Raw genomic sequence first — 26,178 nt, 5'->3', positions numbered from 1 at the left:
AGAGCGATGGAGTACGGCAGCATCGAACGCGAGATCCACGTCGACGCCTCACCCGAGGTGGTCTTCGAAGTCGTCAGCCGCCCTGAGCACATCTCGCAGTGGTGGACCGACGACGCCGACGTCGAGGCGACTCCCGGCGCCGTCGGTGAGCTCGTCTGGGGCGACCGGGCCGAGGTCGTCCCGATCACCGTGGTCAAGGCCGAACCGCCTCGGCTGTTCGCGTTCCGCTGGTGCTATCCCGATGGCAAAGTCGACGACTCCGCCGACTCCCTGCTGGTCACCTTCGAGCTCACTCCCTCGGGTACGGGCACCAGGATCCGGCTCGTCGAGACCGGGTTCCGGGAGATGGGCTGGGCGGCCGCCAAGCTGGAGGAGCAGTACCGCCAGCACGTCGCCGGCTGGGACAAATTCGTTCCCCGCCTGGGGGACTACCTCGCGCGGCTGGTCGCGACGTCATGAGCGCCGCCGTCGACGACGACCTCTGGTCCGCGGTCGGGGACCCGACGCGCCGGCGGATCCTCGACCTGCTCCTGACAGGCGGAAACGGCACCGCCACCAGCCTCAGCGAGCAACTGCCCGTGACCCGGCAGGCCATCGCGAAACATCTCGGCGTGCTCGACCGCGTCGGCCTGGTGCACGCGTCCCCTGCGGGACGGGAGAGGAGATACCGGGTGGACGAGGCGCAGCTCGCCCGTGCGGTGGCTCAGTTGTCCTCGGTGGGGGCGACATGGGACGCCAGGCTCCGGCGCATCAAGCGGATCGCCGAGACGATCCAGCGCGGCAAAGACCAGTGAAAGCAGACAGGAAAGAGGAATCGACCATGGTGGACATCCTGCACAGAGTGGGCATCAAGTCATCGGTGTCCGAGGTCTACACGGCCTTGACCACCGCCGAGGGGCTCGCCGGTTGGTGGACGACCGACACGAAGGGCGAGGGGAACGACCTCGGCGGCGTGCTGCGGTTCCGGTTCGGGGCCGGTGGGTTCGACATGAAGGTCCTGGAGCTCGACCCGGGCAAGCGCGTGCTGTGGGAGGTGATCGACGGACCGGAGGAGTGGATCGGCACGCACGTGTCCTGGGACCTCGCCCACGCCGACGACTACGCCATCGTGCTGTTCAAGCACGCGGGCTGGAAGGAGCCGGTGGAGTTCATGCACCACTGCAGCACCAAGTGGGCGGTCTTCCTGATGAGCCTGAAGTCGCTGATCGAAACCGGGAAGGGCGCGCCGGACCCGGACGACGTCAAGATCGACAACTGGAACTGACGGTCCCACCTTTTCCCGGGACTCCGTATGCATGTTCATCCGCGCCTTGTCCGGTATTCGAGCTAGGCCCGTACGGGTGCGGCGTCGTCTTCGTGGAAGCCGATCTCCCGGTGGGTGCCGTCGCACAGCGGCTTGTTGCCGGAGCGGCCGCAGCGGCACAGCGTCATCCGGTTGCGGGTCTCCAACGGCAGGCCGTCCGACCGCAGGACCGGCACCTCACCGGTCACCCACAGCGCACTGGCCAGCCCGTTCTCCTCCTCCAGAACCGAGACGGCCTGCGGCAGGTCGGGCTCGGTCGTCTCGCCGCCGCGTTCGAGGGCATAGCTGTAGGAGCCGGACGGGCAGTGGTCGATGCGGCCCATGACGCCGGAGCGCACGTCGCTGTCGCCGGTGTCGGCCAGCATCGCGGCGATCGGCCTGGTGCGGCCGATGCAGAAGGCGGCGTGGACGCACAGCTCCCCCACCCGCTGCGCCGAGATGCCCACCCCGTCATGCACGTGCTGCAGTTCCCGGTACGGCTGGACGCTCGCGCTCTCCGTGCCGTCGAACCCGATCATGGCGTGCGTCCCGTCGCAGAACGGCTTGGTGCCCGAGTGGCCGCAGCGGCACAGCGCGTAGGTGTCCTCGGTCTCCAGCGGATCGCCGGTCTTCCAGGTCAGCGCGTTGTTCTCGGCAGAGACGATCTTGCGTTTACGCCGGAGCGGGACGCTGCCGTACACGACGTACGGTCCGTCCCGGAGCACGACGATCCGCTGCCGGTCGTCGCCCACGGCCCACTGGCGTTGTTCCGGTGCGACGTAGTCGAAGGTGGGACCGGCCGTGGTGCCGCCCACGTCGGGCATCCGCATCAGGGCCTGGGCCTGCGCCTTGAGCGCGTACATGGTGCCGGTGGCGACCGCGAGCAGCTTCGGGCTGCCGTTGAACGCCTGCTCCAGCAGGTGCAGGACGGCGCAGTAAGTGTGGTTGAACTCCTCCTGGGCCGTTCGGATCGCGCTGCCGGGAGCGTGGTCGGACAGGCGCTGGTTGGGCCGCATCGGATGCACGCCGGCCAGGTCCACGGAGATCTTGTCGCCGGTGGGCCCGGACTCCGGGGTGTCGCCACGCTGGTAGCGCCGGCCGATCTTGAGCTCCTGGAAGCGGTAGTAATGCGCGACCTCGTCCCGTTCCGGGTGGAAGATGTCCTGGTCGCCGTCCCAGACCTCGCCACGGGAGGTGCCCTCGCCCTGCTCGACGATCTCTTCGAGCGCCGCCAGCGCGGAGTCCAGGCCGTCGACCACGACCAGCCGTCCGGCGGTGTGGCGGAAGTGGGCGGCGCTCACCTGGCGGGCCGGGTCGCCGTGGAAGACCGCCTGCTCGCCGAGCCGGTCGCACAGGAGGCGCAGCCCTTGTTCGATCGCGGCGTAGAACTGCCCGATCGTCTCGTAGTGGTCGCCCTCCGCCACGGCGCCGGGCGGCGCCGGCTGCTCGATCCGCAGGAACATCTCCAGCGCTTCCGGCCCGAAGGGGACCAAGGACAGTTCCAGGGAGCCGTGCGGCAGCGGCCGGGGATGCGGCGGGAGCATCTGCGGCGTGTCCAGCCGGGGCCGGCCGCCGACGGCGTTGAGCAGGTTCGCCGCCAGTGCCAGGTGCAGCATCTCCTCGGCGAAGACGCTGCCCACCACGTCGACGGCTTCCGGGTTGCGCTCCGGGTCCAGCGAGTACAGGGCGCACAGGTACGGCGGCAAGGTCGCGTGCTCCAGCTCGATCGCCCACTGCAGGTGCTCACGAAGGCTGTCGAGCGTGTCGATCGGTGGCGCCCCGGCGATGGTTCCCAGCGGTTCTCGGTGACTCACGGACATGTCACGCACCGTGCTCCCCTGGGCGTGAGTGGCCCTCCAGCACCTCGACCGCGTCGAGCAGCCCGCGCAGGCCGATCTGCTCACGCTCGACGTCCGTCGGATCGAACAGCCACTCGGTGACCGGCAGGTCGAACTCCTGCTCCGGACGGCTCTCTTCGACGTGGATCAGTTCGACCTCGACCTCGGCCTGGAGCTCGTACAGAAACTCGTTCTCACCGTTCGGAGCAGTCATCTTTCCCTCCTTGGGGCTCAAGCCGGGCGCGGGGCGCGGCGGTCCTGGCGCTGGGCGAGCTCTTCCTCGTCCACCAGCGTGAGCATCGGCTTGCCCGGCTCGCACAGCATCGTGACGGTGAACCGCAGCGGGATGTCGTCGCGGTTGTTGCCGTCCTGGTAGTGGATGACGTCGCCGCCCGGCTCCCAGAACGCCTCCCCGGCGTGCAGCACCCGCGCCGGTTCACCCTCGATCTCCAGCAGGATCTCGCCTTCCAGGACGAACCCGAAAGCCGGGCCGGAGTGCCGGTGCGGCGGGGTGCCGGGGTCGCCGGGCGGGTACTCGATCACCACGGTCATCGCGTGCGCGCCCTGCGGGATGAACGGAGGTTCGACCTCCTGCAGCGTGGTCAGCGCGGTCTGCCATGCGGTCGATCTGGTGTCGGACATGGGATGTACCTTTCGTGGAGGTGTTACTTCCCGGCGGCGTTCTGGGCGGCCCAGTCGCGGTAGCGGATCTTGCCGAGGGTGGCGCCGTCGCCCGGCACCAACGACCGCTCGCTCAGCTCGCTGCCGAAGTAGCGCGCGTGCACGTCGGTGACCACCTGGCGCGGGTCGCCCCAGCCGGCCAGCGCGTCGCGGAAGAACTCGTCCATCCGGAACTGCTCGGGCCCGGCGATCTCGGTCCTGCCGTTCAGCGGCGAGCCGACCGACACCCTGGTGACCGCCTGCGCCACGTCGTCGCCGGCCATCGGCTGGTAGAGCACGGGCGCGATCCGTACCGAGTTGCCTTCCGTGGCCGTGTCGGCGATGCCGCGGGTGAACTCGAAGAACTGGGTCGCGTGCAGGAGCGAGAACGGGTTCCCCGACTTCTCGATCAGCTGCTCCTGGGCGATCTTCGCCGCGAAGTAGCCGTTGTCCGGTATCCGCTCCGTGCCCACGATCGACACCGCGACGTGGTGCCCGACCCCCGCCTCCGCCTCGGCCGCGAGCAGGTTGCGGGTGGAGGTCTCGAAGAACTCCAGCACCGCGGCCCTCTCGAACGACGGGGAGTTCGACACGTCGATCACGACCTGCGCGCCGTCCAGCGCCTCGGCCAGGCCTTCGCCGGTGATGGTGTTGACACCGGTGTTCGGCGAGGCCGGCACGGCTTCGTGACCGTTCTCGCGCAGCATCGCCACCGTCTTCGAGCCGATGAGGCCGGTTCCGCCGATTACCACGATCTTCATGGGCAGTTCCTCTCTTCATGCCGGGGCACCCGTGTGCCGACCGGTCATCAGCTAAGACAGGGCGGCTTCCGAGGATGTGACAGTTGCCGCGAAATTCTTTTCCAGCCTGCCGAAGGTCGCTACTCGACAAGTTTTCCGACGCTGGAGACCTCGCGCATGAGCGCCGCGATCTCGTCGGGGATCGGGGGGATCGTCTCCCTCGCCACCGATCCGGGACCGGACCACACCAGGTTGACCTGCAGCGCGGGATCCAGCTCGGGGTAGTCGGAGCGGTTGTGGCAGCCACGGGTCTCACGACGCTCCAGCGCGGCCTCGACGGTCGCGCGTGCGGCGAGCGCCGCCGACTTCAGGTCGAAGGCGTGTGCCAGGTCCTGGAAGCCGGCGATGTCCGGGTGTACGCCGACGTCGCCGATGCGCGCCTCCACCGTGGTGAGTTCGGCCAGGCCCTGCCGCAGGCCGTTCTCGTCGCGGATCACGCCGGCATGCTCGGTCATGATGTCGCGCAGGGCTCGCTGCAGTGCCCGTACGTTCTCGGGGCCGTCGGCGGCGAGGAGTTCGTCCACCTCCGCCCGTGCCACGTCGAGCGCCTCGGCCGAGCGGCGCTGCGCGTCGAGGCCTGTGGAGTACTCGGCCGCGGCCTGTCCGACGATGCGGCCGAAGACGAGGAGTTCGATGAGTGAGTTGCCGCCGAGGCGGTTGGCGCCGTGCAGGCCGCTGGCCGCCTCCCCGATCGCGTACAGGCCGTCGACGCCGGTGCCATGGTCCTCGGGCCGCACCCAGACGCCGCCCATCGAGTAGTGCGCGGTCGGCGCGATCTCGATCGGTTCCTTGGTGATGTCGAGCATCTGCAGTTCGAGGAGTGTCTGGTAGACGCGAGGCAGCCGCGTCATGATCGTCTCGCGGGGGAGATGGGACACGTCCAGCCACACGCCTCCGTCCGGGGTGCCGCAGCCTGCCTTGATCTCCGTATAGGCGGCCAGCGCGACACGGTCGCGGGTGGACAACTCCATCCGTTCCGGGTCGTACCTCGACATGAACCGCTCCCCGAGCTGGTTGCGCAGGATTCCTCCCTCGCCCCGTGCGGCCTCCGAGACGAGGGTGCCGGCGGCGTTCTCGGGCGCGATGAGACCGGAAGGGTGGAACTGCACCAGTTCGGGGCCGCATCGGCGTGGATGACATGGCGGGTGCCGTCGGTCAGGTCGAAGCCGTACGCGCCGAAGACCGCGTTGTCGCGGACGAAGATACGGGTGATGTGGACGCTGTCGAGAATGGGGACGTCGAGCTACGCCGCACGGTTGATCAAAGTGCGCTGGATCTCGAGCCCGGTGTAGTCCCCGGCGTAGGCGGTGCGCCGGTAGGTGTGGGCGCCGAAGAAGCGCTGTGAGATGCGCTCGTCCTGTTCGCGGGCGAACGGCATGCCGTAGCGCTGCAGGTCTTCGATGCCGCGCGCGGCCCCTTCGGTGACGATGCGCACCGTCTCCGGGTTGGCGAGGTGCCGATGACCAGCACGGACGTGGCTATCTGGGTCTCCGGCGCATGCATGGTGTTCCTTCCCCGCGCTACGAAAGCAGTTCCCGGAAACAAGACCGGACAGCGGCGTGAGTTGTGACATCCCGCCTGTCAGACGCGCTGGTCGCCGATCACGGACAGCAGGCGCAGCTTGTCGTAGCTCTCACTGCCGGACGGCGCGGTGTAGACGACGAGCATCTGGGACTGATCGGGGTCGATCAGCGTCTGGCAGTGCAGTTCGAGCAGGCCGAGCTGCGGGTGCTGGACGCGCTTGGGCGGGCAGTACAGGCGGCTGACCGGATGCTCGCGCCACAGCGCGGCGAACTCAGTGCTCTCCGCCAGCAGAGCGTCGACGATCGCCGCCACGCGCGGGTCCTTACGGTCGCGGGTGTACAGCTCGTGCAGATTCGCGGCGATCAGTCTGCTGTGCGGCGCGTGGTCGTCCTCGGGATGGATCGACCGCGCGGTGGGGTCGGTGAACCATCGGTAGTGCGTGCTGCGGGCCATCCCGGTGCGTACTGTCTCGTCGCCGAGCAGCGCCTTCGACAGCCGGGTCTGCTTCAGCGTCTCTCCGAGGTAGTTCACCACCTGGGCGGCGGCGTCCTCAAGGCCGTCGAAAATGCGCATCATGCCCGGGTTGATGTGATCGGCGCGCAGGGTTCGCTGCGGGATGGCGTAACCCGCGAGACGGAACAGGTGATCGCGATCCTCCAGAGACAAGCGCAGGCCACCCGCGAGGGCGGCGAGCATCTGCTCGGACGGGTGCGGACCGCGTCGCTGCTCAAGTCTGCTGTAGTAGTCGACCGACATGTCGGACAGTACGGCGACCTCCTCGCGCCGCAGCCCGTCCGTACGCCGCCGCCCGCCACGAGGAAGCCCCACGTCCTCGGGCTGCAACGCCTCCCGGCGGCGGCGCAGGAATTCGGCGAGTCGTGCCCGGTCCACGATGGCCGACCCTCCTCTGCGCGACGACGGTGTCGAGTGACGACGGTTCGAGTATCGACGCGTCGGCCCCGCGTATCCATGTTCTGCCAGTCCCTGGATAGGCAGAACGGGGATCGGACCCCGCGGGATTCCCCGGATCGGGAGAACATTCCTCCGGCTTCGCCCGGCTGCCACGGTTCTCGCATGAACACAGCAACGCACTGGATCGGCGGCCGGCACGTCGCCGGAACCGCTGCCCTGATCAATGTGGTGAACCCGGCGACCGGCGAGGTCATCGCCCAGGTGCCGGCCGGCACCACCGTCGACGTCGACCACGCCGTCGCCGCGGCGAATGCGGCCTTCGCCGGCTGGGCCGCCACCGACCCCGCCGAACGCGCGCAGGTCGTCGGCCGTATCGCGGACGGACTGCGCGGCCGGACCGAGGAGATCGCCGCCACGATCACCAGCGAGATGGGCGCTCCCATCACCCTGTCCCGCACCGCGCAGGTGGCCTTCCCGGTCGCGGTGGCGGCGTCTTTCGCCGCGCTCGCCCCCGACTTCGCCTGGACCGAGCAGATCGGCAACTCGCTGGTGGTACGCGAGCCGATCGGCGTCATCGGCGCCATCACGCCATGGAACTTCCCGCTTCAGCAGATCGTCTCGAAGCTGGCGCCCGCTCTGCTGGCGGGCAACACGATGGTGTTCAAGCCCTCCGAGATCGCGCCTCTGACGGCGGCGATCCTGGCCGAGGTCGCGGCCGAGGCGGGGCTGCCCCCTGGGGTGTTCAACGTCGTCCATGGCACGGGCCCGACCGTCGGCGCGGCCATCGCGGCTCATCCCGGCATCGACATGGTGTCCTTCACCGGCTCCACCCGCGCGGGCAGGCAGGTCTCCGCCGCGGCCGCGGAGACCGTCAAGCGCGTCACGCTGGAGCTCGGCGGCAAGTCCGCCAACATCATCCTTGACGACGCCGACTTTCCCGAGGCGGTCACGCGTGGCGTCGCCATGGTCCTCACCAACGGCGGCCAGGTCTGCGGCGCGTGGCCGAGGATGCTGGTGCCGGCCGCGCGGCAGGACGAGGCGATCGAACTGGCCGTTGCCGCCGCCGCTGCCTACACCGTCGGCGACCCGACGGACGAAAGCGTCCACCTCGGCCCGATGGCCTCCGAGCAGCACCGGCAGCGTGTCAACGGTTACATCGAGCGAGGCCTCGCCGACGGCGCCCGGCTGGTCTTCGGCGGCCCCGGGAGGCCCGGCGGGCTGCCCGAAGGGGCCTACGTACGACCGACGATCTTCGCCGACGTCGTGCCGGACGCGGTGATCGCCCAGGAGGAGATTTTCGGCCCCGTCCTGACCATCACCCCGTACACCGGCGACGACCAGGCCGTGCAGATCGCCAACAGCACGATGTACGGGCTCACCGGCGCCGTGTTCGGCAGCCACGACCGCGCGATGGCGATCGCCCGCAGGCTGCGCACGGGTCAGGTGGACGTCAACGGTGCCCACTGGAACGTCCTGGCCCCGTTCGGCGGGTACAAGCAGTCGGGCAACGGCCGCGAGTTCGGCCGGCACGGCCTGGAAGAGTACCTCGAGACCAAGTCCATCCAGGGCTGACCCTCCTGCCGCCATGCCCGGCTTAGGGGGAAATCCTCCCTGGACGGTAACTTGACACTGGCCTGTCCTCGCTGCTCAAGCGGGAGGCAGGAGCAGTCCAGGGTCGGGCACTGCCGGGACAAGGGGATGACAGTGATGAGCGATTCCGGCGGACCGGGAGATCTCGAAGAGGCCGTGGCGGTGTTCACCGGTGTCCGGCGGCGCCTGTTCGGCATCGCCTACCGGATGCTGGGCAGCGCGGCCGAAGCCGAGGATCTGGTGCAGGACGTCTGGCTGCGCTGGCAGGCCTACGACCGCGCCACGGTGGACAGCCCGACCGCGTTCCTGGTGACGGTGACCACGCGGCTGGCGATCAACGCCGCCCGGTCCGCCCGCGCGCGCCACGAGACGTACGTCGGGCCCTGGCTGCCCGAACCCGTCGACACCGGCGCGGACCCCTACCTCGGCGCGGAGCGCGGCGAGGCCCTGGAGTTCGCGGTGCTGCTGCTCCTGGAGCGGCTCTCGCCCACCGAACGGGCGGCGTACGTGCTGCGGGAGGCGTTCGACTACCCCTACCGGCAGATCGCCGACATCGTCCGGCTCAACGAGGCGGCCGTACGCCAGCAGGTCAGCAGGGCCCGCAAGCGGGTGCTCGCCGAGCGTCGCGCCCCCGTGACGGGAGCCGAACAGCGCAGGCTGCTGACGGCCTTCGTCGCCGCCGCCCGCGCCGGCGACCTGACCGCGCTGGAGGAGCTCTTCACCGCGGACGTGACCAGCTACTCCGACGGCGGCGGCGTCGTACGCGCCTCTCGCGTCCCCGTGGCGGGGGCGTCGCGGGTGGCGAAGTACGTCAAGGCGTTCGCCGGCCACTTCTGGGCCGGCGTCGAGGTGACGTGGGCGAGCACGAACGGCCAGACCGCCGCGGTGCTGAGCCGCGACGGACAGGTGTTCGCGGTTCTCACGGTCAACGCCTCGGAGCAGGGCATCGACCAGGTGCTGTGGATGATGAACCCGGCCAAACTCACCGCAGTCTCCCCTGGCCGTGGGCCGCGGTCATGATCGTGACGGCGAGCAGCAGGACGCAGCTCGCCGTGATCGCCGCGACCACGGCGGCCAGGCCGATCCGGGACGCCGCCAGAGGAACCGACAGCATGACGGCGACGCAGCCCAGCACCGCGGCGGGACGGATGACCGGCTCTGCGGCGATCAGCGCGTGACCCGCCCACAGCAGGGCGAGATACGCACCGGCCGGGATGGCGACGGCATAGCCGAGTGCCACCGGTGATGCCGCCACGGCGTGCCCGGTCTGCTCCACCGCCACTTCGAGCCCGGCGCCGAGGGCCGCCAGGGCCGCGAAGATGCCGTAGTGGCCGTACCCCCACAGGTAGGACCGATTACGGCGATGATGGAGAGCTTCCCCCGCCTCGATGAGGAAGTAGAGCCACCAAAGAGCGAACAGCAGGACGAGAGAGCAGACGGCGATGACGACGAACGGACCGCCGATCCGGTCCGCTTCGAGCGCTCCTCCGACTCCCCGGCTCGCGGCCAGCACGCTCTCGCCGAGCACAATGATCGTGAACAGGCCGTAGCGCTCGGCGATGTGGTGCGGGTGCCAGTTGGTGGTCCGCACCCGCTCCGCCCACCGGGGCACCGCCAACTCCAGGACGACCAGGCAGAGGAAGAGCGGCAGGCCGAACGACGCGGGCAGGACGCCGGTGTCCACGAGGAAGTAGCGAAGAACCCATCCCAGCTGCGCGATGGTGATGCCGGCGGCGTAGCGCAGCGCGGTGCGGCGACCGGCCGGGTCTTCGCGACCGGCCCGCAGCCACTGGACGACGAGCCCGCTCCGCATGATGACGTAGCCCAGGGTGACGATCCCGTAGTCGGAGTGGTCGGCCGCGGTGGGCACCCCCGCGGCGAGGACCAGCACCCCGGCCATCTGCACCAAGGTCAGCAGCCGGTAGGCGACATCATCGGTGTCGTAGGACGAGGCGAACCAGGTGAAGTTCATCCACGCCCACCAGATCGCGAAGAACACCTGCAGGAACGGCACCAGCCCGGCCAGGCCATGACCATCGGCGATGCCGTGCGCGAACTGCGCGGTGATGGCCGCGACCGCGATCACGAAGGTGAGATCGAACAGCAGTTCAAGCTGACTCGCAGCACGGTGTGGCTCATCGATCGCACGAGCCACCATCCGGACCCGGATCCGCACGGTCTCGCCTCCTGTCGTTTCGTAACATTCCCTCTGAACAGACAGGGCGACAGGCCGATCTGTGACAACGCCACGCCGGGGTCACGGCACCTGTCTGCGGGGGCGGACACCACCAGCAAGTGACATGCCAGCCGCAATGTCGCAGCCGGCCTGTGCTTCTAGGGTTATCCCCATGAGCTGTGAAGCTCTGCCGCAGGTGGCCAGGCGGTCTTGACGTGACCCTCCGGAAGTGAGCGCTGATGAAGATGAAGAGAACGGCGATGATCGCGGGTCTTCTCGGCCTCGCGGCGCTGGTGACCGGGTGCGGCGGCAGTGGGCCGGCCCAGCAGGACACGGTGTCGTACGACGTCACCGGCAAGGTGGCGGCGCTGCACGTCGAGACCGACTCCGGCTCCGTGGCGGTGGTCGAGTCCGACCGCCAGGGCATCCGCGTGACCGAGCGGCTGACCTGGCACAAGAGCAGACCGGAAACCAGCCACGAGGTACGGGGCGACACGCTGGAGTTGGCGTTCACCTGTCCCAACACCTGGGGGTGGGGCGCCATCGGCACGTCCTGCGACGTGAGCTACCAGGTCGAGGTGCCCAAGGGACTCCGCGTCCAGGCGACCTCCGACTCGGGAGACCTGACGCTGAAGGACCTGTCCGGCGACCTGGAAGTCACGTCCGACTCCGGAGCCATCGAGACGAGCGGGCTGACGGGCAAGCAGGTCGTCACGAAGACCGATTCGGGCGACATGACCCTGGCCTTCACCGGGCGGCCCGACAAGGTCACCACGTCCACGGATTCGGGCAAGACCGTGGTCCACCTGCCGCAGGGGCCGTACGACATCGTGACCGAGACGGACTCCGGGGCCAAGGACATCAAGGCCGTCGCCGACTCCTCGGCGGCGAGCTCGATCGACCTGTCCAGCGACTCCGGGGACCTGTCGGTCGTGACGCCCTGACGTGGGTGCCTGATCGTGCGGACGCGGACACCGACCACTTGCCTATGAGGAAAGTAGTTGCTACTTTCCTCATAGGAAAGTAGTCGACCCTCAGGGATGGCCCATGAATCCTCAGGACGCTCAAGCCTCGCTCGACAGCATCCGCCGCCTTCAGGACAGGACGCGCGAAGAGATCGCCCGCCAGGTGTTCCCACTGCCCTACGTGATCATTTCGAGCCTCGGGATCTTCGCCGGGTTAGCCGCAGCCGACCTCCCCCGCCCATGGTTGACCGTCGTCACCCTGCTCGGATGGGGACTGTACGCGGGCATCGGAATCGCGTACGCGCACTGGGCCTCCGTCCGCCGGAAGCCCAATGGTCAGGAGGCGGGAATCTACGTGGCGTTGACGATCGTTCTCCTGCTGGTCTTCTTCGTGTCCCGGATCGGCGCCTTCGCCCTGTTCGGCGTGCCGGCGTACGGATTCCCGTCGCAGGCGGTCGTCGCCGCCGCCGTGACGGCGGTGGTGTACATCGCGATCGTGCCCCTGGTGCGCCGCGCCCTCAGGGCGATCATCCAGCGGGATGGCAGGCGCGGCTGATGGATCCGCTCTTCGACGAGTTCCTGCACGTCCCCGCGAGGCTGTCCGTCGTCGCGCTGCTGGTCCCGGCCGACCAGGTCGACTTCCGCCTCATCAGGGACACGATCGGCACCAGCGACTCGGCGCTGTCCAAGCAGGTCTCCGCCCTGGCCGCCGCCGGGTACGTCACCGTACGCAAAGACCAGGACAAGCGGGCGCGGCGTACGTACGTGCAGCTCACCCCCGCGGGGAGACAGGCCTTCCAGCGGCACGCGGCGGCGCTGGAACGGATCGTCGCGCTCGCCCGCACCCCGGCGGACCCGCCCACATCGGACGAACCCGCCGCGACCTGAGAACGGCCTCCCATCGCGGGTGTGCCGCGTCCTCTTACCAGGTGACCGGGAATTCGTGGATGCCGTAGATGTTCGCGTCGTTCTTGTACGGCAGCGTGTCGAGCGGCACGGCCGGGCGCAGGTCCGGGATCCTGCGGAACAGCGTGTCGAACACGATCTCCAGCTCCATCCGCGCGAGGTTCTGGCCCAGGCACTGGTGCGCCCCGAAACCGAACGCGAGGTGGTTGCGCGCGCCGCGTTCGATGTCCAGCTCGTCCGGCCGGTCGAACGCCTCGGGGTCCCGGTTCGCCATGTTGCCCAGCGTCACCACGGCCTCGCCGGCGCGGATCGTCACGCCGCCGAGCTCGACGTCGGCGAGCGCGACGCGGGAGGTCACGTATTCGGCGATGGTGAAGTAACGCAACAGCTCATCGACGGCGGCCGGTGTCCTCGCCGGGTCGTCCAGGATCTTGCGGATGTCCTCGGGCCGTTCGAGCAGGGCCATCGTGCCCAGCGAGATCATGTTCGCGGTGGTCTCGTGACCGGCGACGAGCAGCAGGAACGCCAGGCTCTTCACCGCCTCGCGGTCATCCTGCTTGGCGAGCTGGCGGCTGAGCAGGTCGTCGGCCGGCTCCTTCCCCTTGGCCGCGATCAGACTGTCGAGGTATCCGAGCAGCTCGGCGAAGGCCCGCATGCGCTCTTCCTGCGGGATCGTCCGGCTCAGCAACTGTGACGATCGGACCTGGAAGAAGTCGTGGTCGGCATAGGGGACGCCGAGCAGCTCACAGATGACCAGGGACGGCACCGGCAGGGACAGCGCCTTCACCAGGTCCGTGGGGCGCGGTCCGGCGAGCATCGCGTCGAGGTGCTCATCGACGATCTCCTGGACGCGCGGGCGCAGCGCGGCCAGCCGCCTGACGGTGAACTCACCGACGACCGCACGACGTGCCGGGCCGTGCTCGGGCGGGTCCATGCCGACGATGGACGCCTTGAAATCCTTCGGAATCGGGCTCTGTCCGGCGAGGAGCCGCGGGAAGTTCGGATGTCGCCGGTTGGAGCTGAACCTCGGGTCGGTCAGCATCGCGCGGATGTCCTCAAGCCGCGTCATCGCCCACACGGTCATGCCGCTGGGCAGGGTCACGCGCGAGATCGGCGCCTCCTCCCGCAGTCGCCGGTGCTCCTCCGGGGGTGCGTAGGGGCAACTGCGCGTGATGGGCAGGTATGTGGTCATGGCTCCATCCGATCTAGACGGCAGCGTATCCGGAAGAAAACCTTCCGGATGCGTTCACGGTACATAACCGGAGGTTTGTCGTCCACCTATGCCGACAGATACCTTCTGGTGAAGAAAGAGGAACAGGATGACGGCTGACCCAGAAATCCGGATGAGGGCCGACGCCCGGCGCAACCGGGACCAGATCATCGCCGCCGCTCGCGAGATGTTCGTCGCCAGAGGCGCCGACGCCCCGATGGAGGAGATCGCGCGTACCGCCGGAGTCGGCGTCGGCACGCTCTACCGGCGCTTTCCGGACCGGGAGTCGCTCATTCGGGCGGTCGCCAAGGAGAGCTTCGCCCAGGTGCTCCAGGACGCGCGTGCCGCCCGAGCCGACGAGCCGACGGGATGGGACGCGCTGCAACGGCTGATCGCCCGGTCGCGCCAGCTCCAGGTGAGCTTTCTCCTCGCCTGGAACTCCACGTGGGTCCAGGGCATCCTGCAAGCCGACCCGGAGATCGGTGAGATCCGGAACACGTTGATGGTCGAGATCTCCCATATGGTCACGACCGCGCAGGCGGAGGGGACGATGCGCACGGACATCGGCACCGGGGACATGGCGGTCCTGTTGCTGCTGATCCTGCGCCAGTCGCCGGTCGCCGACGCGCTTGGTCCGTTCGCGGCCGAGCGCACCATCGCCATCATGCTCGACGGCCTGCGGGCGACCGCGAACGGCGGGCTCCCCGGCCACCCGATCACCGTCGAGGCCCTCCGATGGCCGGGAAGGGCATGACCACCGTGCGGTCCGCCCACGTACTCACCCGTCGGACCGCTCGCCGCTGAGCGGCGCACCTCAGATCTTCACAGACGCGTGGCCGTACGGATCAGCCCGGCCAGGGCGAGGGAGCGGCTGTGCGCGGGCCAGACGATGTGGGTGACGATGGGGTGCGCGTCGGTCAGGGGGACAGCGGTGTGCTCGGCCCACAGCCAGGCGCGGGCGGATTCGGGGAAGACGGCCATGGTGCGTCCGAGGGCGATCAGCTGGGCCAGCTGCGTCTGGTCGCGGATCTCCGGGCCGGGGCCGGGCGGATACGTGCCGTTGCGGGGCCAGCGGGCGAGCGGAAGATCGGGGACGTCGCCGACGTCGGCCAGGGTCAACGTCCTGTGCGCGGCGAGGGGGTGCCCGGCGGGCAGGATCGCGATCTGCCCCTCCGTCATCAGCTCCTCGCTGTCGAACCCGGCGAGGTAGTTGTACGGCGTGTGCATGAGCGCCACGTCGGCGCGGCCGTCGCGCAGCATCGCCTCCTCCTCGCACGTGCCGCTCGGCACCACCTCGATCTCGGCGGCGTCGGGCTCGGCCGCGTAGGCGTCGAGGAGCTTCTGCAGCAGCTCATGTGACGCGGCGGCCTTCACCGCCAGCGCCAGGCGGTTGCGGGAGCCGCCCGTACCGTCGGCGCCACTGGCGCGACGGGTGCGGCGAACGGCGGCGGTGGTCGCGTCGAGAGCCGCGCGGCCCTCGTGCAGCAGCACCTCTCCGGCGCCGGTCAGGGCGACGCCGCGGCGGTTACGGTTCAGCAGGGAGACGCCGAGGCGCCGTTCGAGCTGCTGGATCGCCCGCGACAGCGGCGGCTGGGCCATGCCGAGGCGCTCGGCGGCCCGGCCGAAGTGCAGCTCTTCGGCGACGGCCATGAAGTACCTCAACTCGCGCATCTCCAAGGCATCCATGGCCACAGAATACGTGTGATACCTACCGGGTATGACAGGGCACCTTATCGGTGTTGGCCGCACCGCTCGTCCGCGAGGGACCATCGACGGCATGAGCGAAACGAAGATTGCGCTGGTCACCGGCGCGAACAAGGGCGTCGGGTACGAGATCGCGGCCGGGCTGGGCGCCCTCGGCCACCGCGTGGGCGTGGGAGCCCGCGACGAGGCCCGGCGCGCGTCCGCCGTGGAGAAGCTGCGCGCCGCCGGGGTGGACGCGTTCGGGGTGCCGTTGGACGTGACCGACGACCAGAGCGTCACCGAAGCCGCGGAACTGATCGAACGCCAGGCCGGGCGCCTGGATGTCCTGGTGAACAACGCCGGCATCTCCGGAGAGATGGGGACGGGGTGGGTGCAGGATCCGACCACGCTCGACCTCGACGTCGTCCGGAAGGTCATGGAGACCAACGTCATCGGTGTCATCCGGGTGACCAACGCGATGCTGCCGCTGTTGCGGCGCTCGGCGTCGCCGCGCATCGTCAACGCCTCCAGCACCGTCGGCTCGGTGACCTGGCAGGCGGACCCGAACGTCGACGTCGGCCCGATCATGGCGGCGTACGCGCCGACGAAGTCGTACCTCAACGCCGTCACCGTGCAGTACGCCAGACACTTCGCCGGCACGAACATCCTGATCAACGCCGCCTGCCCGGGCTTGGTCGCGACCGATTTCACCGGCGGATACGGGCGCCCTCCCCAGGAGGCCGCGGCCACAGCGATCCGCCTCGCCACCCTGCCCGACGACGGCCCGACCGGCTCGTTCTTCAACGACGAGGGCGTCATCCCCTGGTGACCCCGCACCATGACGACCGGGACAGGCCCGCCACCTGGGCTCTCCTACGCGCCAGGCCGTTCGCCCACCTGCAGCACCGGCAGACCCCGGCTGCCGAGCGCCCGGTAAGGGCAGCGGGTCGACTCCTGGTCACCCGTCTCCCAGCCCTGTAGCCACTGCCGGAACCGCGGCTGGTCGATGTCGAGAGTGCCGTCGGGACGCAGCCGCCCCACCGTGTTGCGCGGCTCCGACATGCCGACCGTGCACTTGCCCAGGCGCCCGTCCGCCCGGACCATCAGCGAGTTGGCGCGGGCGGCGTAACAGAACGTCACCGGTTCCGGCAGGCTCCCGCGAACGATCTCGCGAAGGGCGGCGAGCCGCTCGTCATCGCCGGCGAGCACGTCCATCGACGCATCGCCGGGCCCGCCGAGGCGAGCCACCCGCTTCAGGGCCACGACGAACCGCTGATCGGCGAGGAACGCGTCCTTGACCCGGTGGAGGAACGCCGGCATCGACGGCAGATTGGCGGGCGTCACATGGATGCGCAGCAGCACCCGAACGTCCACGCTGCTGTCCCGGATGGACAGCAGATTCCCCCAGATGCGGTCGAACGTCCCTCTGCCGTCCGCGCGCAGCCGCGTGTGGTCATGACAGTGCGCGGGCCCGTCCAGCGACACCTGGAACGTACGGATGCCCAGGTCGGCCAGGCGTCCGGCCGCACTGTGGTCCAGCAGCCATCCGTTGGTGGTCATGTCGCTGACGTACGTGAGCCGCCCCGCCGTGGAAACCGAGCTCGCGTGCGAGGCGATCTCCTCGACCACCGAGCGCGCCAGCATCGGCTCCCCGCCGAACCAGGAGATCTGCAGGTGCGCCAGATCGCCGCCGCGCCGATCGATGAGGCGTTTGACACCCTGCACGACCTCGGGGCGCATCTTCCCGATGGCGAAATCCTCGTAGCAGTACGTACACCGGAAATTGCACTGCTCGGTCGGGAGCAGGATCAGGTGGAGCCGATCATTGCGGAACGACTCCACCATTTCCCTGTCGAACGAGGAGACGTCCGCTCGCGCGGAGACACTCATTTGAGGACGCCACAGCCTGCCACGAGATTCGGGCAGATGTTGTTGGTGACACCCCCACCCCCGCCCGTATGGCCGGGGTTGGGCGTGTACCGCAGCATGGCCGTCATCATCTCCGCGGTCTGGGGATTGTCGATCGTGACCTTGCCCTCGTCGTCGACGCTCACGTCCCGCGCCCGGACGATCACGCAGGGCTCCTGCTCACCCATCGTTTGGCTCCTCTGCCGAATGCTCGACCGGACCTCCATGGCAGCCGCGAGATCGGCAGCGCGTGCGTCCGGTAAGTGACATGCGGCATCTACCCGGGCCGATCACGGGCCATGACCAAGACGCTGTCAAGAAGGAACCGGCCGACTACGCAACGCATCGCTCAGCTAGCGTGGCGCGGCGCATTCCCGATGACTCTCGGTTACCTTGCGGGTGGATGAGGGGATTCGCAGTGAATGATTCGCGTGGGATCGTGTCCCGCAGGTTGTTCGTCAGCGGCATGTTCGCCGCTCTCAGCACCGCCCCCGCGGCCGTCGCCGGAGCGTCCGCGAGCCGGGCCGCCGTGGCGTCCAGGAGCGGGGTGCTGTGGGCCCGGCCCACCACCGTGTCCCTCGGCCGGCGCACCGTGTCCACCTGGGCGTACGACGACCTGCTGCCCGGCCCCACCATCCGGACCACCGCCGGCGACACCGTACGGGCCAGGCTCGTCAACGACCTGCCCGCGCCGACCACCGTGCACTGGCACGGCATCCGGATCGCGCCGGAGATGGACGGCTCTCCCGGCTTCTCGCAGCGGGCGACCCCGCCCGGCAAGACGTTCGACTACGTGTTCACCGTCCCCGACCCCGGCACGTACTTCTACCACTCGCACGTGGGCATGCAGAGCGACCGCGGCCTGTACGGCGCGCTCATCGTGGAGGACCCGCACGAGCCGCTCGGGTACGACCACGAGTTCACGGTCGTGCTCGACGACTGGCTGGACGGCGTCAACGGCACCCCCGACGACGCACTGCGCCGGGTGAACACCACCATGCACGACGAGAGCCTGACCAGCCCGGCCCTCGGCGGCACCTCCGGTCACGTGCGCTACCCGTACTACTTGGTCAACGGCCGCACCACGGACGATCCCATGACGTTCACCAGCCGTCCCGGCGCACGGGCCAGATTCCGGGTGATCAACGCGGCCGCCGACACCGCCTTCCGGGTCGCGCTCGGCGGGCACCGCATGACCGTCACGCACACCGACGGCTTCCCCTGCGAGCCCGTCACCGTGGACACGTTCCTGATCGGCATGGGCGAGCGCTACGACTTCGTCACGACGCTGGACGCGGGCGCGTTCCCGCTGATGGCGACGGCGGAGGGCAAGAGGGGCAGGGCGTTCGCGGTGGTGCGGACCACGCATGGCGCCCGTACGCCGTCGCCGGACGGCAAGGTGCCGGAGCTCCAGCGACAGATGCTGAAATATCAGGATCTGCAGGCGGAGCGCGCCGACCAGCTCCCCCCTCCGTCCAGAACCGTCACCGTCACCCTCGGCCTGCGCATGCGCCGCGGCGGCAACCAGTGGATGATGAACGGCCGCCTCGCCAACGACCCGATGCGCCTGCGGGTCGACCGGGGCGAGACGATCAGAATCGTCCTGCACAACGACACCCACATGTGGCATCCCATGCACCTGCACGGCCACACCTTCCAGGTGAGGACGAGCGACCGGGGCGGCCCGAGGAAGGACACGGTGAACGTCATGCCGCGCAAACGCGTGAACATCGACGTGCACGCCGACAACCCCGGCGAGTGGATGTTCCACTGCCACACCCTCATCCACCAGGAGCAGGGCATGATGGGCATCCTCGGCTACGGCAAGCCCCCACAGCACAAGCACGGCATGGCACACGGCTGATCTTTGTCAGGTGCGGCGGCTAACATGCCCGCCATGTCTTCTTCCCGATCGGGCGCGGCCCGGATTCCGCTCGCCGAGAATGCCCAGTGGACTTTGGCGTGGACCAGCCGGCCGGCGAGTGACCTGGCCTTCGGCGAGCCGGTCGGGGTCCAACGAACTGGCCACACCGATCGGGCGTGGGCGATCGCGACCGCGGTCGTGGACGGGCTGCCGGTGGCGGTCTCCGGTGGTCGTGATCGGACCCTACGCCTGTGGGACCTGACATCAGGCCGGCAGATCGGTCAGCCGTTCACCGGTCACGCCGCCTACGACTACCCGGAGTCGCTGGCGACCACGGTCCTGGACGGGCGTCCGGTGGCGGTCTTCGCCGGTGGTAACAACGGAATCGTACGAGTGTGCGATCTGATGTCCGGTCAGCAAGTCGGCGAGCCGTTCAGAGATCACACCAACGAGGTCACAGCGGTTGCGACCACGGTGGTGGACGGCCGGCCGGTGGCCATCTCCGGCGGTCAGGACAGAACCGTGCGTATGTGGGATCTGAGGTCTGGCGAGCAGATCGGCCAGCCGTTCAAAGGTCACACCGATCGGGTCTCAGCGGTCGCGACCACGGTGGTGGACGGGCGCCCGGTGGCCATCTCCGGCGGCCACGACCGCACCTTACGCGTGTGGGATCTGACGTCGGGCCGGCGAACCGGCAAACCGCTGAGGGGCCACACGTACTTCGTGCAGTTGGTTGTGACCACGGTGGTGGACGGGCGGCCGGTGGCGATTTCCAGCGGTCAGGACGACGGGACCCTGCGCTTGTGGGACCTGAGGTCACGCGAGCAGATAGGCGAGCCGTTCAGCGGCGACACCGGCTTTGTGCGGGCGGTCGCGACCACGGTTCTCGACGGGCGGCCGGTGGCTGTTTCCGGCGGCATCGACGGAAATATACGGATCTGGGATCTGAGGTCACGCCGGCAGATCGGCAAGCCGCTCACCGGGCACACCGATCAGGTTCGGGCGATCGCGACGACGGTGGTGGACGGGCGCCCGGTGGCCGTCTCGGCCGGCGACGATCACACGGTACGGATGTGGGACCTGTCGTCAGGGCAGCGAGTCGATGAGTCCACCAACCGCCACACCGGCTATGTCTGTGCCGTCGCCACCACGGTGCTCGACGGACGTTCTGTCGCCGTGACCGGCAGCGACGACACGACCCTCCGGGTGTGGGATCTGCCTACCGGCGAGCAGGTCGATGATCCGCTGACCGGTCACACCGACATGGTCACCGCGGTCGCCACCGCGTTTGTCGGCGGCCGACCGGCGGCGGTCACCGGCAGCTTCGACAAGACGGTCCGAGTATGGGATCTCAGCTCGGGGACGCAGACAGGCGGGCCGTTCACCGGACATACCGGCGCTATCTGCATGGCTGCCGTAGTGGAGGTCGATGGGCAGTCGGTGGCCGTGACCGGCAGCTACGACAGAGCGATCCGCCTGTGGAGCCTGCACACAGGCGAAGAGGTCGATGCGTCCGCCGCCGGCCGGCGGCGCTGGACGGGCGGAGTCGGCGCCACCACCCTCAACGGCCGGCCGGTCGCCCTGACCGTCACCCAAGACGACACCCTCAGGGTGCTCGACCTCACCACCGACCGGTCGACCACTACCTCCCCCGCCGATCCGGACGGCGGATCCGTGCGAAACCTCGCCGTCACCACCATGGGCGATCGGCCGGCCGCGATCATCTCCAGCGCCACCAGTTCAGACCCCGTGAAAATATGGGACCTGGCCACAGGCGACGCCCTCGGCGAACTTCCCACCGAAGCCACCGGAGCGATCGCCGCCGCCACAGTAGACGACCAACCCCTCGCCGTGACCACCAGCTATCAGACGGTACGCGTATGGAGTCTCGCCACCCGCAGGCAACTCGGACCCGACCTGCACTTCCCCAAACCTGTAACTGAGGTGGCCATCAGCGAAGACGGCCACGTCATCGTCTGTTTCGACCGCGACATCGCCGTCTTCACCCACACCCCACCGCCGCACAAACAGTGAGGTGCCCTCAGCGAACAAGTTCGCGCAGCCGGTGGCCACGACCTTCCGCAACCCTGACTCAGGTGGTGCGTGCCTTGAGATGAGCCCGCTCGCCTTGCTGCCCGAAGAGCACCAGCAGTTCCGCGGGGCGGTCGTCGTCGGGACCCATCGAGTGCGGCATGTGGGTGTCGAACTCGGCGGCCTCTCCCGGCCTGAGGACGACGGTCCGGTCGCCGAGGGCAAGCCGTAGCCTGCCGGTCAGCACGTACACCCATGAGAAGCCTTCATGGCTCATCGGCTGCGGCTCGGTGCCCGACCAGGGTGGGAGCAGCAGCTTGTAGGCCTGGACCCCGCCGGGGCGGCTGAGCGGCACATAGGTTGCCCCGTCGCGGATGACCGGACGCAGATGGATCCGGGGATCTCCGGTGCGGGGCGCGCCGACGAGTTCGTCGAGCGGTAGCGCGTAGACGTGCGCCAAGGGCAGCAGCAGCTCCAGGGTCGGCTTGCGAATCCCGCCTTCGAGCCGCGAAAGGGTGCTCTCGTTGACCCCGATCCGCTCGGCGACACCGACCAGGGTCATACCGCGCCGACGCCGCAGCTCCCGCAGCCGCGACCCCACCGATTTCAGGACATCCCCGGCCGCACTCCCCATGGTCCGGGCCTCAGGACGTACGCCGGGCGAACAGCGTGGAGTCGTGCACGTCCACCGTGACTCCGTCGCGAACCATCGTCCGCGGCCGCTGCTCGACGGCCAGGGCCTCGAAGTCGTTCGGCAGGCCCGGCAGCAACTCCTCGGCGAGGAACATCGCCTTGCGATGGCTCTCCGTCAGGCGGGTGAACACCTCCGACGGCGCGTGGCCGACGACGAGCAGATGCCCGCCGGGCGCGACGGCCTCGGCCAGCCGACGGGTCAGGTCCACCATCCCGCCGTCCGGCAGGTGCAGGAAGTGGCTGGTGACCAGGTCGTACGTCCGGCCGTCCGCAACGAAGGCTCTGGCGTCGACCTGCCACCAGTCGACGCGGCCGGCGACTCCGGCCTGCTCGGCGTGCCGGGCGGCGCGGGCCAGGCCGTTGGCGGAGAAGTCGGCCCCGGTGACGGTCCAGCCCTGCTCGGCCAGCCAGATCACGTCCCCGCCCTCGCCACAGCCGACGTCGAGTGCCGTGCCCGGCGTCAGCCCGGTCACCTCGGCGACGAGCTGCGCATTGGGATTGCCGCTGAAGACCGTCTCCGGCCCGGAGTATCGCTCGTCCCAACTCGGCGGTTCGAACATGGCGGCAGCCTCATCCTCGGTGAGCCGGTGGTCGTGTCCACTCATCAGGTGGTCCTTTCCGATGCTGTGCCGCAGTGGCCATCAAGCCGCAGGACGCGTCGTCGCCCCCGCGCACAAGCATCCTGAACCCTTCCGCCGATGACAATTCTTCTTGCTACTTCGGCAAACCGAGCACCCGTTCGGCGACCTCCCGCTCCAGCTCAGGGGTGAACGGGTGCAGCGCGACCGCCTCGCGCACGTCCTCGTAGACGAGGTCGATGTTGATCATCGCACCGGCCTGCCCGCCCTGAGCGGCCGCGTCGATCGCCTGCGCCCGGTGCCCCCGTACGTTCCCCGCCACCCACACGCCCGGAACATTGGTGGCGCCCATGACGTCCGCAGCCAGCGTGGCGCCGACGACCTGGTCGTCCATCAGCTGCTCCTCAGTCTGCAGCCCCAACTGGACGAGCAGGCCGCTCCTGGCCGCCGAGATCGGGAACACGACGGCGGCGTCAGCGCCGATCACAGTGTCACCGACCCGGATTCCGCTCAGCGCGTCATCGGTGACCTCCACCCCGGTGACCCGGCCGGTCACCACAGCGATCCCGCGCGCCGTGAGCTCGGCACGAGCGGTGTCATCCAGCTCGACCGCATCGTTGGCGAAGAACGTGACCCGATCGGTCCACTGCCGCCACAACTGCGCCTGGTGCAGCGAGGCCGCGCCGGCGGCGATCAGCGCGACGGCCTTGTCCCGCACCTCCCAAGCGTGGCAGTACGCGCAGTGCAGCACGTCCCGGCCCCAACGCTCGGAGAGACCGGGGATGGCGGGCAGCTCGTCGACGACACCCGTGGCGACGAGCACCCTCCTCGCCTCCACCGCCGCCCCGTCAGCGAGCGTGACCCGCAGCGTCGCGGCGTCGACCCGGTCGACGGCCACCACGGTGCCGCTGCGAACGCTGCCACCGTACTGCTCGACCTCGGTACGGCCGATCTCCAGCAATTCCGACGGCGCGATGCCCTCGCGCCCGAGGTAGCTGTTCACCTGCGCGGCGCGTGCGTTGCGGGGCGCACCCGCATCGACCACGAGCACATCCCGCCGAGCCCGCCCCAGAGTCACCGCCGCACCCAAACCGGCCGGCCCACCACCAACGATCACCACGTCGTAACTGTTCATGCCGCGATGCTGACCCACCAGGCGAAACCCTGTCCCCAGAAGATGCCGAAACAGCAAGCCCAGGGGGCGACCAGAAGGTTCCGCCGGTCAGCCGACAGAGGGAATGCCCACCTTGGCCGCGAACTCGGCAGTGAAGACGACCATGACATCGTCGGTACCCAGGTGATAAACCTCGGCCGGCGGCCATTCCGCCGGCCTCGCAGCGGCTATCCACACGACCTTCTCCAGTGAGCACAACCTGATCGCGTCCGGCCTCCGGAGGCCGCCCTCAGAGTCTTGGCACCAAGCGATATCGACGCAGGTGAGCTCTCTGCCGACCAGGCTCGACCAGCGCGGGTGATCGGTCACATCCACCGCCGCCGACCCGCCTGGCTCTCCGATCATCCGCAGCTGAGCGGTCATCGGCACAGGGAAGACCTCAAGCCCGTAGCGGTCGAAGCTGCTGCCCCACACAGCCGAGAAACAACCGCCGTCGTCGGTGAACAACTCCACCCCCATGGTGGGCTGGTGCCACGCCCCGAAGTCCCACTCCTCAACGTCGCAACCACCCTTCCCGCCCATCAAGGGGTAGTAGACGACCCTGTGGATACGCCTTCCTCGCAACACGGCGGCCGTACGTTCATACTCCACCGCGCTCAGCAACGACGACATCGGCACAGCATCGCCCAGAACAGACCACCTGAGCCATCGCTTTTATGCAGTCCCACGAGCCGACGAGCGATCCGGCCACAGCACGAGCAATTTCGACATGGGCAAGGCTTTCCATAAATTGATCGCTGAGGTGTCGAGCCAGCTCAGTTGAGCCGCAAGGGTCGAGCAAGGGGATCCCACTCGATGGCGATGAGCCTGCCATATTGCTTGGCCAGCCTGCGGCGTAGGTCCTGGTCGAAGGCGTTCGTCGAAAGGACCACTTGGTTGAGCTCTGGTCGGATTCCCATGCCGATAACTTGGGGCTCGTAGATGGGCCCCCCTTTCATCTCCATCAGCGCTTCCAGCGCGGCCTGGCTGTTCTCCGCCGGCCGTACCTGGGGCATGACCGCATAAGGGGTGGTCACGCCCTCCGGCCAGTCCACTCCTGAGATCAGTGGTGAGGCCAGTTCGCGTCCTCGCGTGGTGACGTAAGGGGCGATCAGCCGGTACGGCTCATGCAGGATGTACGGCGGGGCGAGATCGTGCGGGAATGCCTTGGCCCGCCGCTCGGCGGCTTCCAGGGCTCGCTGGAACGGCCGGATGCCCTCGTACGATCTGAGCAGCACAGGGGACACAGGTTGGTAGTAGACCTCGACCGCGTCCTCCGTAGCGGGTTGCACGATCACTTTCCACTCGCCGGGCAGGAACGCGGGCGCCGCCGTGACGGCGTAGACAGCGAACAGCGCGAAGATCGCCTTCAGTCGCATGCGCGATGAGTGTAAGGCAAAGGTCAGGTGCAGTACATCAGGCCCGGCACCCAAGGCGTCCTTGCACGTGGCCCCCGCTGCCCGCTCTCACGCTTCTCCGGACCTGCGGGTGGCTGCGAGCGCGTACGAGAGGGCGACTCCGAGACACACGGACAGTGCGATGCCGAGAAGGAGGTTGTGCTGCGTGACACCCAGCCCCATGCCGAGCGCGATGCCAGGCCACATGCCGATCTTCCAGTTGGGTGGGTTCTTGCTGTTCGTCATGCTTCGATCTTCGTATGCAGAGTGGGTAGCAGCGTAGACATCGCAGTCACGAGTCCGGCATGACAGCTGTCACCAATCGATGCCCAAGCGATCGGGCGGGTACGGCGAACGTCCTGGTCGAGTACATCCCCAGGTGATGACGGGCGCACCGGGACGAATGCGGTTCCGCCTCGTTCATAGAGCAGGCGTCCAGCCGCGAGGAGGGGTGTCCGAGGTCGCAGCGGACGCCGGATTCGGCGCGGTTTTAGGTGCCGTCCATCCCGGCGAGCGAGGAACGGAGATCCTCGACAGTGCTGGGGTCGCCGAAGCGGGGCAGGCAACTGCTGCACCTGCGGCCGATGTGGTGTTCGTTGATGGACAGGTCCCGGCCACGCCCCGACGGTCTCCTAGGAGTAGAAGCGTCGCCCGTACCCCTCGCGAGACTTCGTGAAGTCATCGGGCCGCACCTCCCGGAGGTACTCGTAGCGCGAGGCGAACCTGTCGATAGCGTCATGGATCGTGTCACCGAACTGGTCCCGCATGATCATCAGGACTGGAAAGATACGTCCACGGACGATGTGATCATCAATAGCGCCCCAGAGATCTCCCACAAGAGCATCTTCCCGAGCTATCAGCTTGGGAACTGCATCGATCACGGCCTGATGAGGCGCTGAGCTGGGCGCGGACCGGTCCTGAGTGACCGTGGTTGACCCCTCGTCACCCCTTCTAATGGCGCTAATGGCCCGGCACTTGCGGCGGGTGACATCAGTGCGGTTATGACAA

31 protein-coding genes are annotated in these 26,178 nt (G+C 68.7%); 13 read left to right on the top strand and 18 right to left on the bottom strand.

What is annotated here, in order from left to right:
* Positions 1–6 precede the first annotated feature (6 nt).
* Genes IEY87_RS05360 through IEY87_RS05350 form a run of 3 tightly spaced genes read left to right on the top strand, consistent with a single transcriptional unit; the run spans position 7 to position 1,264 of the window.
* Complete coding sequence (locus IEY87_RS05360) at positions 7–459, top strand: SRPBCC family protein (RefSeq protein WP_189137385.1); 453 nt, start codon at positions 7–9, stop codon at positions 457–459.
* Positions 456–794 carry an ArsR/SmtB family transcription factor gene (locus IEY87_RS05355; protein ID WP_189137384.1) on the top strand — a complete coding sequence of 113 codons (339 nt, stop codon included), beginning with the start codon at positions 456–458 and terminating at the stop codon, positions 792–794. Before IEY87_RS05360 ends, IEY87_RS05355 begins: the two co-directional genes overlap by 4 nt.
* 26 nt (positions 795–820) lie before the next feature.
* The gene (locus tag IEY87_RS05350) at positions 821–1,264 is read left to right on the top strand and encodes an SRPBCC family protein (RefSeq protein WP_189137383.1); all 444 of its coding nucleotides are present in this window, start codon (positions 821–823) and stop codon (positions 1,262–1,264) included.
* Positions 1,265–1,326: 62 nt separating this feature from the next.
* Here the strand turns inward: IEY87_RS05350 and IEY87_RS05345 are convergent, their stop codons facing one another.
* From IEY87_RS05345 to IEY87_RS05320, 7 genes are all read right to left on the bottom strand, one after another.
* Positions 1,327–3,102, bottom strand: coding sequence for a ferritin-like domain-containing protein (locus tag IEY87_RS05345; RefSeq protein ID WP_189137382.1), 1,776 nt, complete (start codon positions 3,100–3,102; stop codon positions 1,327–1,329).
* 1 nt (position 3,103) lies between these two features.
* Positions 3,104–3,334, bottom strand: a complete 231-nt coding sequence (locus IEY87_RS05340; protein ID WP_189137381.1) for a hypothetical protein — start codon at positions 3,332–3,334, stop codon at positions 3,104–3,106.
* A gap of 17 nt (positions 3,335–3,351) precedes the next feature.
* Complete coding sequence (locus tag IEY87_RS05335; RefSeq protein WP_189137380.1) at positions 3,352–3,762, bottom strand: cupin domain-containing protein; 411 nt, start codon at positions 3,760–3,762, stop codon at positions 3,352–3,354.
* A 23-nt stretch (positions 3,763–3,785) separates the two neighbouring features.
* Positions 3,786–4,541: an SDR family oxidoreductase gene (locus IEY87_RS05330; protein WP_189137379.1), complete on the bottom strand. Its 756-nt coding sequence runs from the start codon at positions 4,539–4,541 to the stop codon at positions 3,786–3,788.
* Between the two features lie 119 nt (positions 4,542–4,660).
* A complete protein-coding gene (locus IEY87_RS05325) occupies positions 4,661–5,689 on the bottom strand; it encodes an FAD-binding protein (RefSeq protein WP_225277171.1) in 1,029 nt (342 codons plus the stop codon).
* 134 nt (positions 5,690–5,823) lie between these two features.
* Positions 5,824–6,153, bottom strand: a complete 330-nt coding sequence (locus IEY87_RS46585; RefSeq protein WP_225277172.1) for an FAD-binding protein — start codon at positions 6,151–6,153, stop codon at positions 5,824–5,826.
* 8 nt (positions 6,154–6,161) lie between these two features.
* A complete protein-coding gene (locus IEY87_RS05320) occupies positions 6,162–6,995 on the bottom strand; it encodes a helix-turn-helix transcriptional regulator (protein WP_225277173.1) in 834 nt (277 codons plus the stop codon).
* A 183-nt stretch (positions 6,996–7,178) separates the two neighbouring features.
* On the opposite strand from IEY87_RS05320, the gene IEY87_RS05315 reads away from it, so the two are divergent.
* Complete coding sequence (locus IEY87_RS05315; protein ID WP_189137378.1) at positions 7,179–8,588, top strand: aldehyde dehydrogenase family protein; 1,410 nt, start codon at positions 7,179–7,181, stop codon at positions 8,586–8,588.
* Positions 8,589–8,723: 135 nt separating this feature from the next.
* A complete protein-coding gene (locus IEY87_RS05310; RefSeq protein WP_189137377.1) occupies positions 8,724–9,626 on the top strand; it encodes an RNA polymerase sigma-70 factor in 903 nt (300 codons plus the stop codon).
* On the opposite strand, the gene IEY87_RS05305 is transcribed toward IEY87_RS05310, so the two are convergent.
* Entirely contained in the window at positions 9,589–10,782 is a 1,194-nt protein-coding gene (locus IEY87_RS05305) for a low temperature requirement protein A (RefSeq protein WP_225277174.1), read from the bottom strand. The two genes, IEY87_RS05310 and IEY87_RS05305, sit on opposite strands and share 38 nt — an antisense overlap.
* A 239-nt stretch (positions 10,783–11,021) precedes the next feature.
* On the opposite strand from IEY87_RS05305, the gene IEY87_RS05300 reads away from it, so the two are divergent.
* The 3 genes from IEY87_RS05300 to IEY87_RS05290 all read left to right on the top strand — a co-directional run bounded on the left by IEY87_RS05300 (position 11,022) and on the right by IEY87_RS05290 (position 12,635).
* Positions 11,022–11,726 (top strand): DUF4097 family beta strand repeat-containing protein, encoded by a 705-nt coding sequence (locus IEY87_RS05300; RefSeq protein ID WP_189137376.1) that lies wholly within the window; start codon positions 11,022–11,024, stop codon positions 11,724–11,726.
* A gap of 103 nt (positions 11,727–11,829) precedes the next feature.
* Positions 11,830–12,303 carry a hypothetical protein gene (locus IEY87_RS05295; protein WP_189137375.1) on the top strand — a complete coding sequence of 158 codons (474 nt, stop codon included), beginning with the start codon at positions 11,830–11,832 and terminating at the stop codon, positions 12,301–12,303.
* Positions 12,303–12,635, top strand: a complete 333-nt coding sequence (locus IEY87_RS05290) for a winged helix-turn-helix domain-containing protein (RefSeq protein ID WP_189137374.1) — start codon at positions 12,303–12,305, stop codon at positions 12,633–12,635. The genes IEY87_RS05295 and IEY87_RS05290 overlap by 1 nt, the downstream gene beginning before the upstream one ends.
* A gap of 34 nt (positions 12,636–12,669) precedes the next feature.
* Here IEY87_RS05290 and IEY87_RS05285 read toward each other — a convergent pair whose 3' ends face one another.
* Positions 12,670–13,845: a cytochrome P450 gene (locus tag IEY87_RS05285; RefSeq protein ID WP_189137373.1), complete on the bottom strand. Its 1,176-nt coding sequence runs from the start codon at positions 13,843–13,845 to the stop codon at positions 12,670–12,672.
* Between the two features lie 127 nt (positions 13,846–13,972).
* Between IEY87_RS05285 and IEY87_RS05280 the strand changes: the two genes are divergently transcribed.
* Positions 13,973–14,617 carry a TetR/AcrR family transcriptional regulator gene (locus IEY87_RS05280; protein ID WP_189137372.1) on the top strand — a complete coding sequence of 215 codons (645 nt, stop codon included), beginning with the start codon at positions 13,973–13,975 and terminating at the stop codon, positions 14,615–14,617.
* 68 nt (positions 14,618–14,685) lie between these two features.
* On the opposite strand, the gene IEY87_RS05275 is transcribed toward IEY87_RS05280, so the two are convergent.
* Positions 14,686–15,549 (bottom strand): LysR family transcriptional regulator, encoded by an 864-nt coding sequence (locus IEY87_RS05275; RefSeq protein ID WP_189137371.1) that lies wholly within the window; start codon positions 15,547–15,549, stop codon positions 14,686–14,688.
* A 91-nt stretch (positions 15,550–15,640) separates the two neighbouring features.
* Here IEY87_RS05275 and IEY87_RS05270 point away from each other — a divergent pair, with 91 nt between their 5' ends.
* On the top strand, positions 15,641–16,375 hold the full coding sequence (locus IEY87_RS05270; protein ID WP_189137370.1) for an SDR family oxidoreductase: 735 nt from the start codon (positions 15,641–15,643) through the stop codon (positions 16,373–16,375).
* Positions 16,376–16,419: 44 nt separating this feature from the next.
* On the opposite strand, the gene IEY87_RS05265 is transcribed toward IEY87_RS05270, so the two are convergent.
* Both IEY87_RS05265 and IEY87_RS05260 read right to left on the bottom strand, forming a co-directional pair.
* Complete coding sequence (locus IEY87_RS05265) at positions 16,420–17,436, bottom strand: radical SAM protein (RefSeq protein WP_189137369.1); 1,017 nt, start codon at positions 17,434–17,436, stop codon at positions 16,420–16,422.
* Positions 17,433–17,642 carry a hypothetical protein gene (locus IEY87_RS05260; protein ID WP_189137368.1) on the bottom strand — a complete coding sequence of 70 codons (210 nt, stop codon included), beginning with the start codon at positions 17,640–17,642 and terminating at the stop codon, positions 17,433–17,435. Before IEY87_RS05260 ends, IEY87_RS05265 begins: the two co-directional genes overlap by 4 nt.
* Before the next feature lie 230 nt (positions 17,643–17,872).
* Between IEY87_RS05260 and IEY87_RS46580 the strand changes: the two genes are divergently transcribed.
* Together IEY87_RS46580 and IEY87_RS05250 are read left to right on the top strand one after the other, a co-directional pair.
* Positions 17,873–19,318, top strand: coding sequence for a multicopper oxidase family protein (locus IEY87_RS46580; RefSeq protein WP_268241352.1), 1,446 nt, complete (start codon positions 17,873–17,875; stop codon positions 19,316–19,318).
* A gap of 33 nt (positions 19,319–19,351) precedes the next feature.
* Positions 19,352–21,352 (top strand): WD40 repeat domain-containing protein, encoded by a 2,001-nt coding sequence (locus tag IEY87_RS05250; RefSeq protein WP_189137366.1) that lies wholly within the window; start codon positions 19,352–19,354, stop codon positions 21,350–21,352.
* Positions 21,353–21,410: 58 nt separating this feature from the next.
* Here the strand turns inward: IEY87_RS05250 and IEY87_RS05245 are convergent, their stop codons facing one another.
* The 6 genes from IEY87_RS05245 to IEY87_RS05220 form a co-directional block, all read right to left on the bottom strand.
* The gene (locus IEY87_RS05245) at positions 21,411–21,983 is read right to left on the bottom strand and encodes a helix-turn-helix domain-containing protein (protein ID WP_189137365.1); all 573 of its coding nucleotides are present in this window, start codon (positions 21,981–21,983) and stop codon (positions 21,411–21,413) included.
* A 10-nt stretch (positions 21,984–21,993) separates the two neighbouring features.
* A complete protein-coding gene (locus tag IEY87_RS05240; protein WP_189137364.1) occupies positions 21,994–22,647 on the bottom strand; it encodes an SAM-dependent methyltransferase in 654 nt (217 codons plus the stop codon).
* A 109-nt stretch (positions 22,648–22,756) separates the two neighbouring features.
* Positions 22,757–23,755 (bottom strand): NAD(P)/FAD-dependent oxidoreductase, encoded by a 999-nt coding sequence (locus tag IEY87_RS05235; protein WP_189137363.1) that lies wholly within the window; start codon positions 23,753–23,755, stop codon positions 22,757–22,759.
* Positions 23,756–23,842: 87 nt separating this feature from the next.
* Entirely contained in the window at positions 23,843–24,406 is a 564-nt protein-coding gene (locus IEY87_RS05230) for a hypothetical protein (RefSeq protein WP_189137362.1), read from the bottom strand.
* Positions 24,407–24,549: 143 nt separating this feature from the next.
* Entirely contained in the window at positions 24,550–25,152 is a 603-nt protein-coding gene (locus IEY87_RS05225; RefSeq protein WP_189137361.1) for a hypothetical protein, read from the bottom strand.
* Positions 25,153–25,239: 87 nt separating this feature from the next.
* Positions 25,240–25,416, bottom strand: a complete 177-nt coding sequence (locus tag IEY87_RS05220) for a hypothetical protein (RefSeq protein WP_189137360.1) — start codon at positions 25,414–25,416, stop codon at positions 25,240–25,242.
* 491 nt (positions 25,417–25,907) lie between these two features.
* Here IEY87_RS05220 and IEY87_RS45345 point away from each other — a divergent pair, with 491 nt between their 5' ends.
* Positions 25,908–26,069, top strand: coding sequence for a hypothetical protein (locus IEY87_RS45345; protein WP_194511307.1), 162 nt, complete (start codon positions 25,908–25,910; stop codon positions 26,067–26,069).
* The last annotated feature ends 109 nt before the right edge of the window (positions 26,070–26,178 follow it).

Origin of the sequence: Nonomuraea glycinis (assembly GCF_014646515.1) — a bacterium.
In the GTDB taxonomy this organism is placed as follows: Bacteria; Actinomycetota; Actinomycetes; order Streptosporangiales; family Streptosporangiaceae; genus Nonomuraea; species Nonomuraea glycinis.
This window is presented reverse-complemented; position numbering and strand designations above follow the sequence as displayed.

Excerpts from the sequence above, each read along its gene's own strand:
- IEY87_RS05335 (WP_189137380.1), bottom strand. The coding sequence starts at position 3,762 with ATGTCCGACACCAGATCGACCGCATGGCAGACCGCGCTGACCACGCTG.
- IEY87_RS05230 (WP_189137362.1), bottom strand. The coding sequence starts at position 24,406 with ATGTCGTCGTTGCTGAGCGCGGTGGAGTATGAACGTACGGCCGCCGTG.
- IEY87_RS05340 (WP_189137381.1), bottom strand. The coding sequence starts at position 3,334 with ATGACTGCTCCGAACGGTGAGAACGAGTTTCTGTACGAGCTCCAGGCC.
- IEY87_RS05270 (WP_189137370.1), top strand. The coding sequence starts at position 15,641 with ATGAGCGAAACGAAGATTGCGCTGGTCACCGGCGCGAACAAGGGCGTC.
- IEY87_RS05250 (WP_189137366.1), top strand. The coding sequence starts at position 19,352 with ATGTCTTCTTCCCGATCGGGCGCGGCCCGGATTCCGCTCGCCGAGAAT.
- IEY87_RS05275 (WP_189137371.1), bottom strand. The coding sequence starts at position 15,549 with ATGGATGCCTTGGAGATGCGCGAGTTGAGGTACTTCATGGCCGTCGCC.
- IEY87_RS05345 (WP_189137382.1), bottom strand. The coding sequence starts at position 3,102 with ATGTCCGTGAGTCACCGAGAACCGCTGGGAACCATCGCCGGGGCGCCA.
- IEY87_RS05290 (WP_189137374.1), top strand. The coding sequence starts at position 12,303 with ATGGATCCGCTCTTCGACGAGTTCCTGCACGTCCCCGCGAGGCTGTCC.
- IEY87_RS05310 (WP_189137377.1), top strand. The coding sequence starts at position 8,724 with ATGAGCGATTCCGGCGGACCGGGAGATCTCGAAGAGGCCGTGGCGGTG.
- IEY87_RS05330 (WP_189137379.1), bottom strand. The coding sequence starts at position 4,541 with ATGAAGATCGTGGTAATCGGCGGAACCGGCCTCATCGGCTCGAAGACG.
- IEY87_RS05245 (WP_189137365.1), bottom strand. The coding sequence starts at position 21,983 with ATGGGGAGTGCGGCCGGGGATGTCCTGAAATCGGTGGGGTCGCGGCTG.
- IEY87_RS05285 (WP_189137373.1), bottom strand. The coding sequence starts at position 13,845 with ATGACCACATACCTGCCCATCACGCGCAGTTGCCCCTACGCACCCCCG.
- IEY87_RS05360 (WP_189137385.1), top strand. The coding sequence starts at position 7 with ATGGAGTACGGCAGCATCGAACGCGAGATCCACGTCGACGCCTCACCC.
- IEY87_RS05355 (WP_189137384.1), top strand. The coding sequence starts at position 456 with ATGAGCGCCGCCGTCGACGACGACCTCTGGTCCGCGGTCGGGGACCCG.
- IEY87_RS05240 (WP_189137364.1), bottom strand. The coding sequence starts at position 22,647 with ATGAGTGGACACGACCACCGGCTCACCGAGGATGAGGCTGCCGCCATG.
- IEY87_RS46585 (WP_225277172.1), bottom strand. The coding sequence starts at position 6,153 with ATGTCACAACTCACGCCGCTGTCCGGTCTTGTTTCCGGGAACTGCTTT.
- IEY87_RS05235 (WP_189137363.1), bottom strand. The coding sequence starts at position 23,755 with ATGAACAGTTACGACGTGGTGATCGTTGGTGGTGGGCCGGCCGGTTTG.
- IEY87_RS05295 (WP_189137375.1), top strand. The coding sequence starts at position 11,830 with ATGAATCCTCAGGACGCTCAAGCCTCGCTCGACAGCATCCGCCGCCTT.
- IEY87_RS05265 (WP_189137369.1), bottom strand. The coding sequence starts at position 17,436 with ATGAGTGTCTCCGCGCGAGCGGACGTCTCCTCGTTCGACAGGGAAATG.
- IEY87_RS45345 (WP_194511307.1), top strand. The coding sequence starts at position 25,908 with ATGGATCGTGTCACCGAACTGGTCCCGCATGATCATCAGGACTGGAAA.
- IEY87_RS05315 (WP_189137378.1), top strand. The coding sequence starts at position 7,179 with ATGAACACAGCAACGCACTGGATCGGCGGCCGGCACGTCGCCGGAACC.
- IEY87_RS05225 (WP_189137361.1), bottom strand. The coding sequence starts at position 25,152 with ATGCGACTGAAGGCGATCTTCGCGCTGTTCGCTGTCTACGCCGTCACG.
- IEY87_RS05350 (WP_189137383.1), top strand. The coding sequence starts at position 821 with ATGGTGGACATCCTGCACAGAGTGGGCATCAAGTCATCGGTGTCCGAG.
- IEY87_RS05260 (WP_189137368.1), bottom strand. The coding sequence starts at position 17,642 with ATGGGTGAGCAGGAGCCCTGCGTGATCGTCCGGGCGCGGGACGTGAGC.
- IEY87_RS05280 (WP_189137372.1), top strand. The coding sequence starts at position 13,973 with ATGACGGCTGACCCAGAAATCCGGATGAGGGCCGACGCCCGGCGCAAC.
- IEY87_RS05220 (WP_189137360.1), bottom strand. The coding sequence starts at position 25,416 with ATGACGAACAGCAAGAACCCACCCAACTGGAAGATCGGCATGTGGCCT.
- IEY87_RS05300 (WP_189137376.1), top strand. The coding sequence starts at position 11,022 with ATGAAGATGAAGAGAACGGCGATGATCGCGGGTCTTCTCGGCCTCGCG.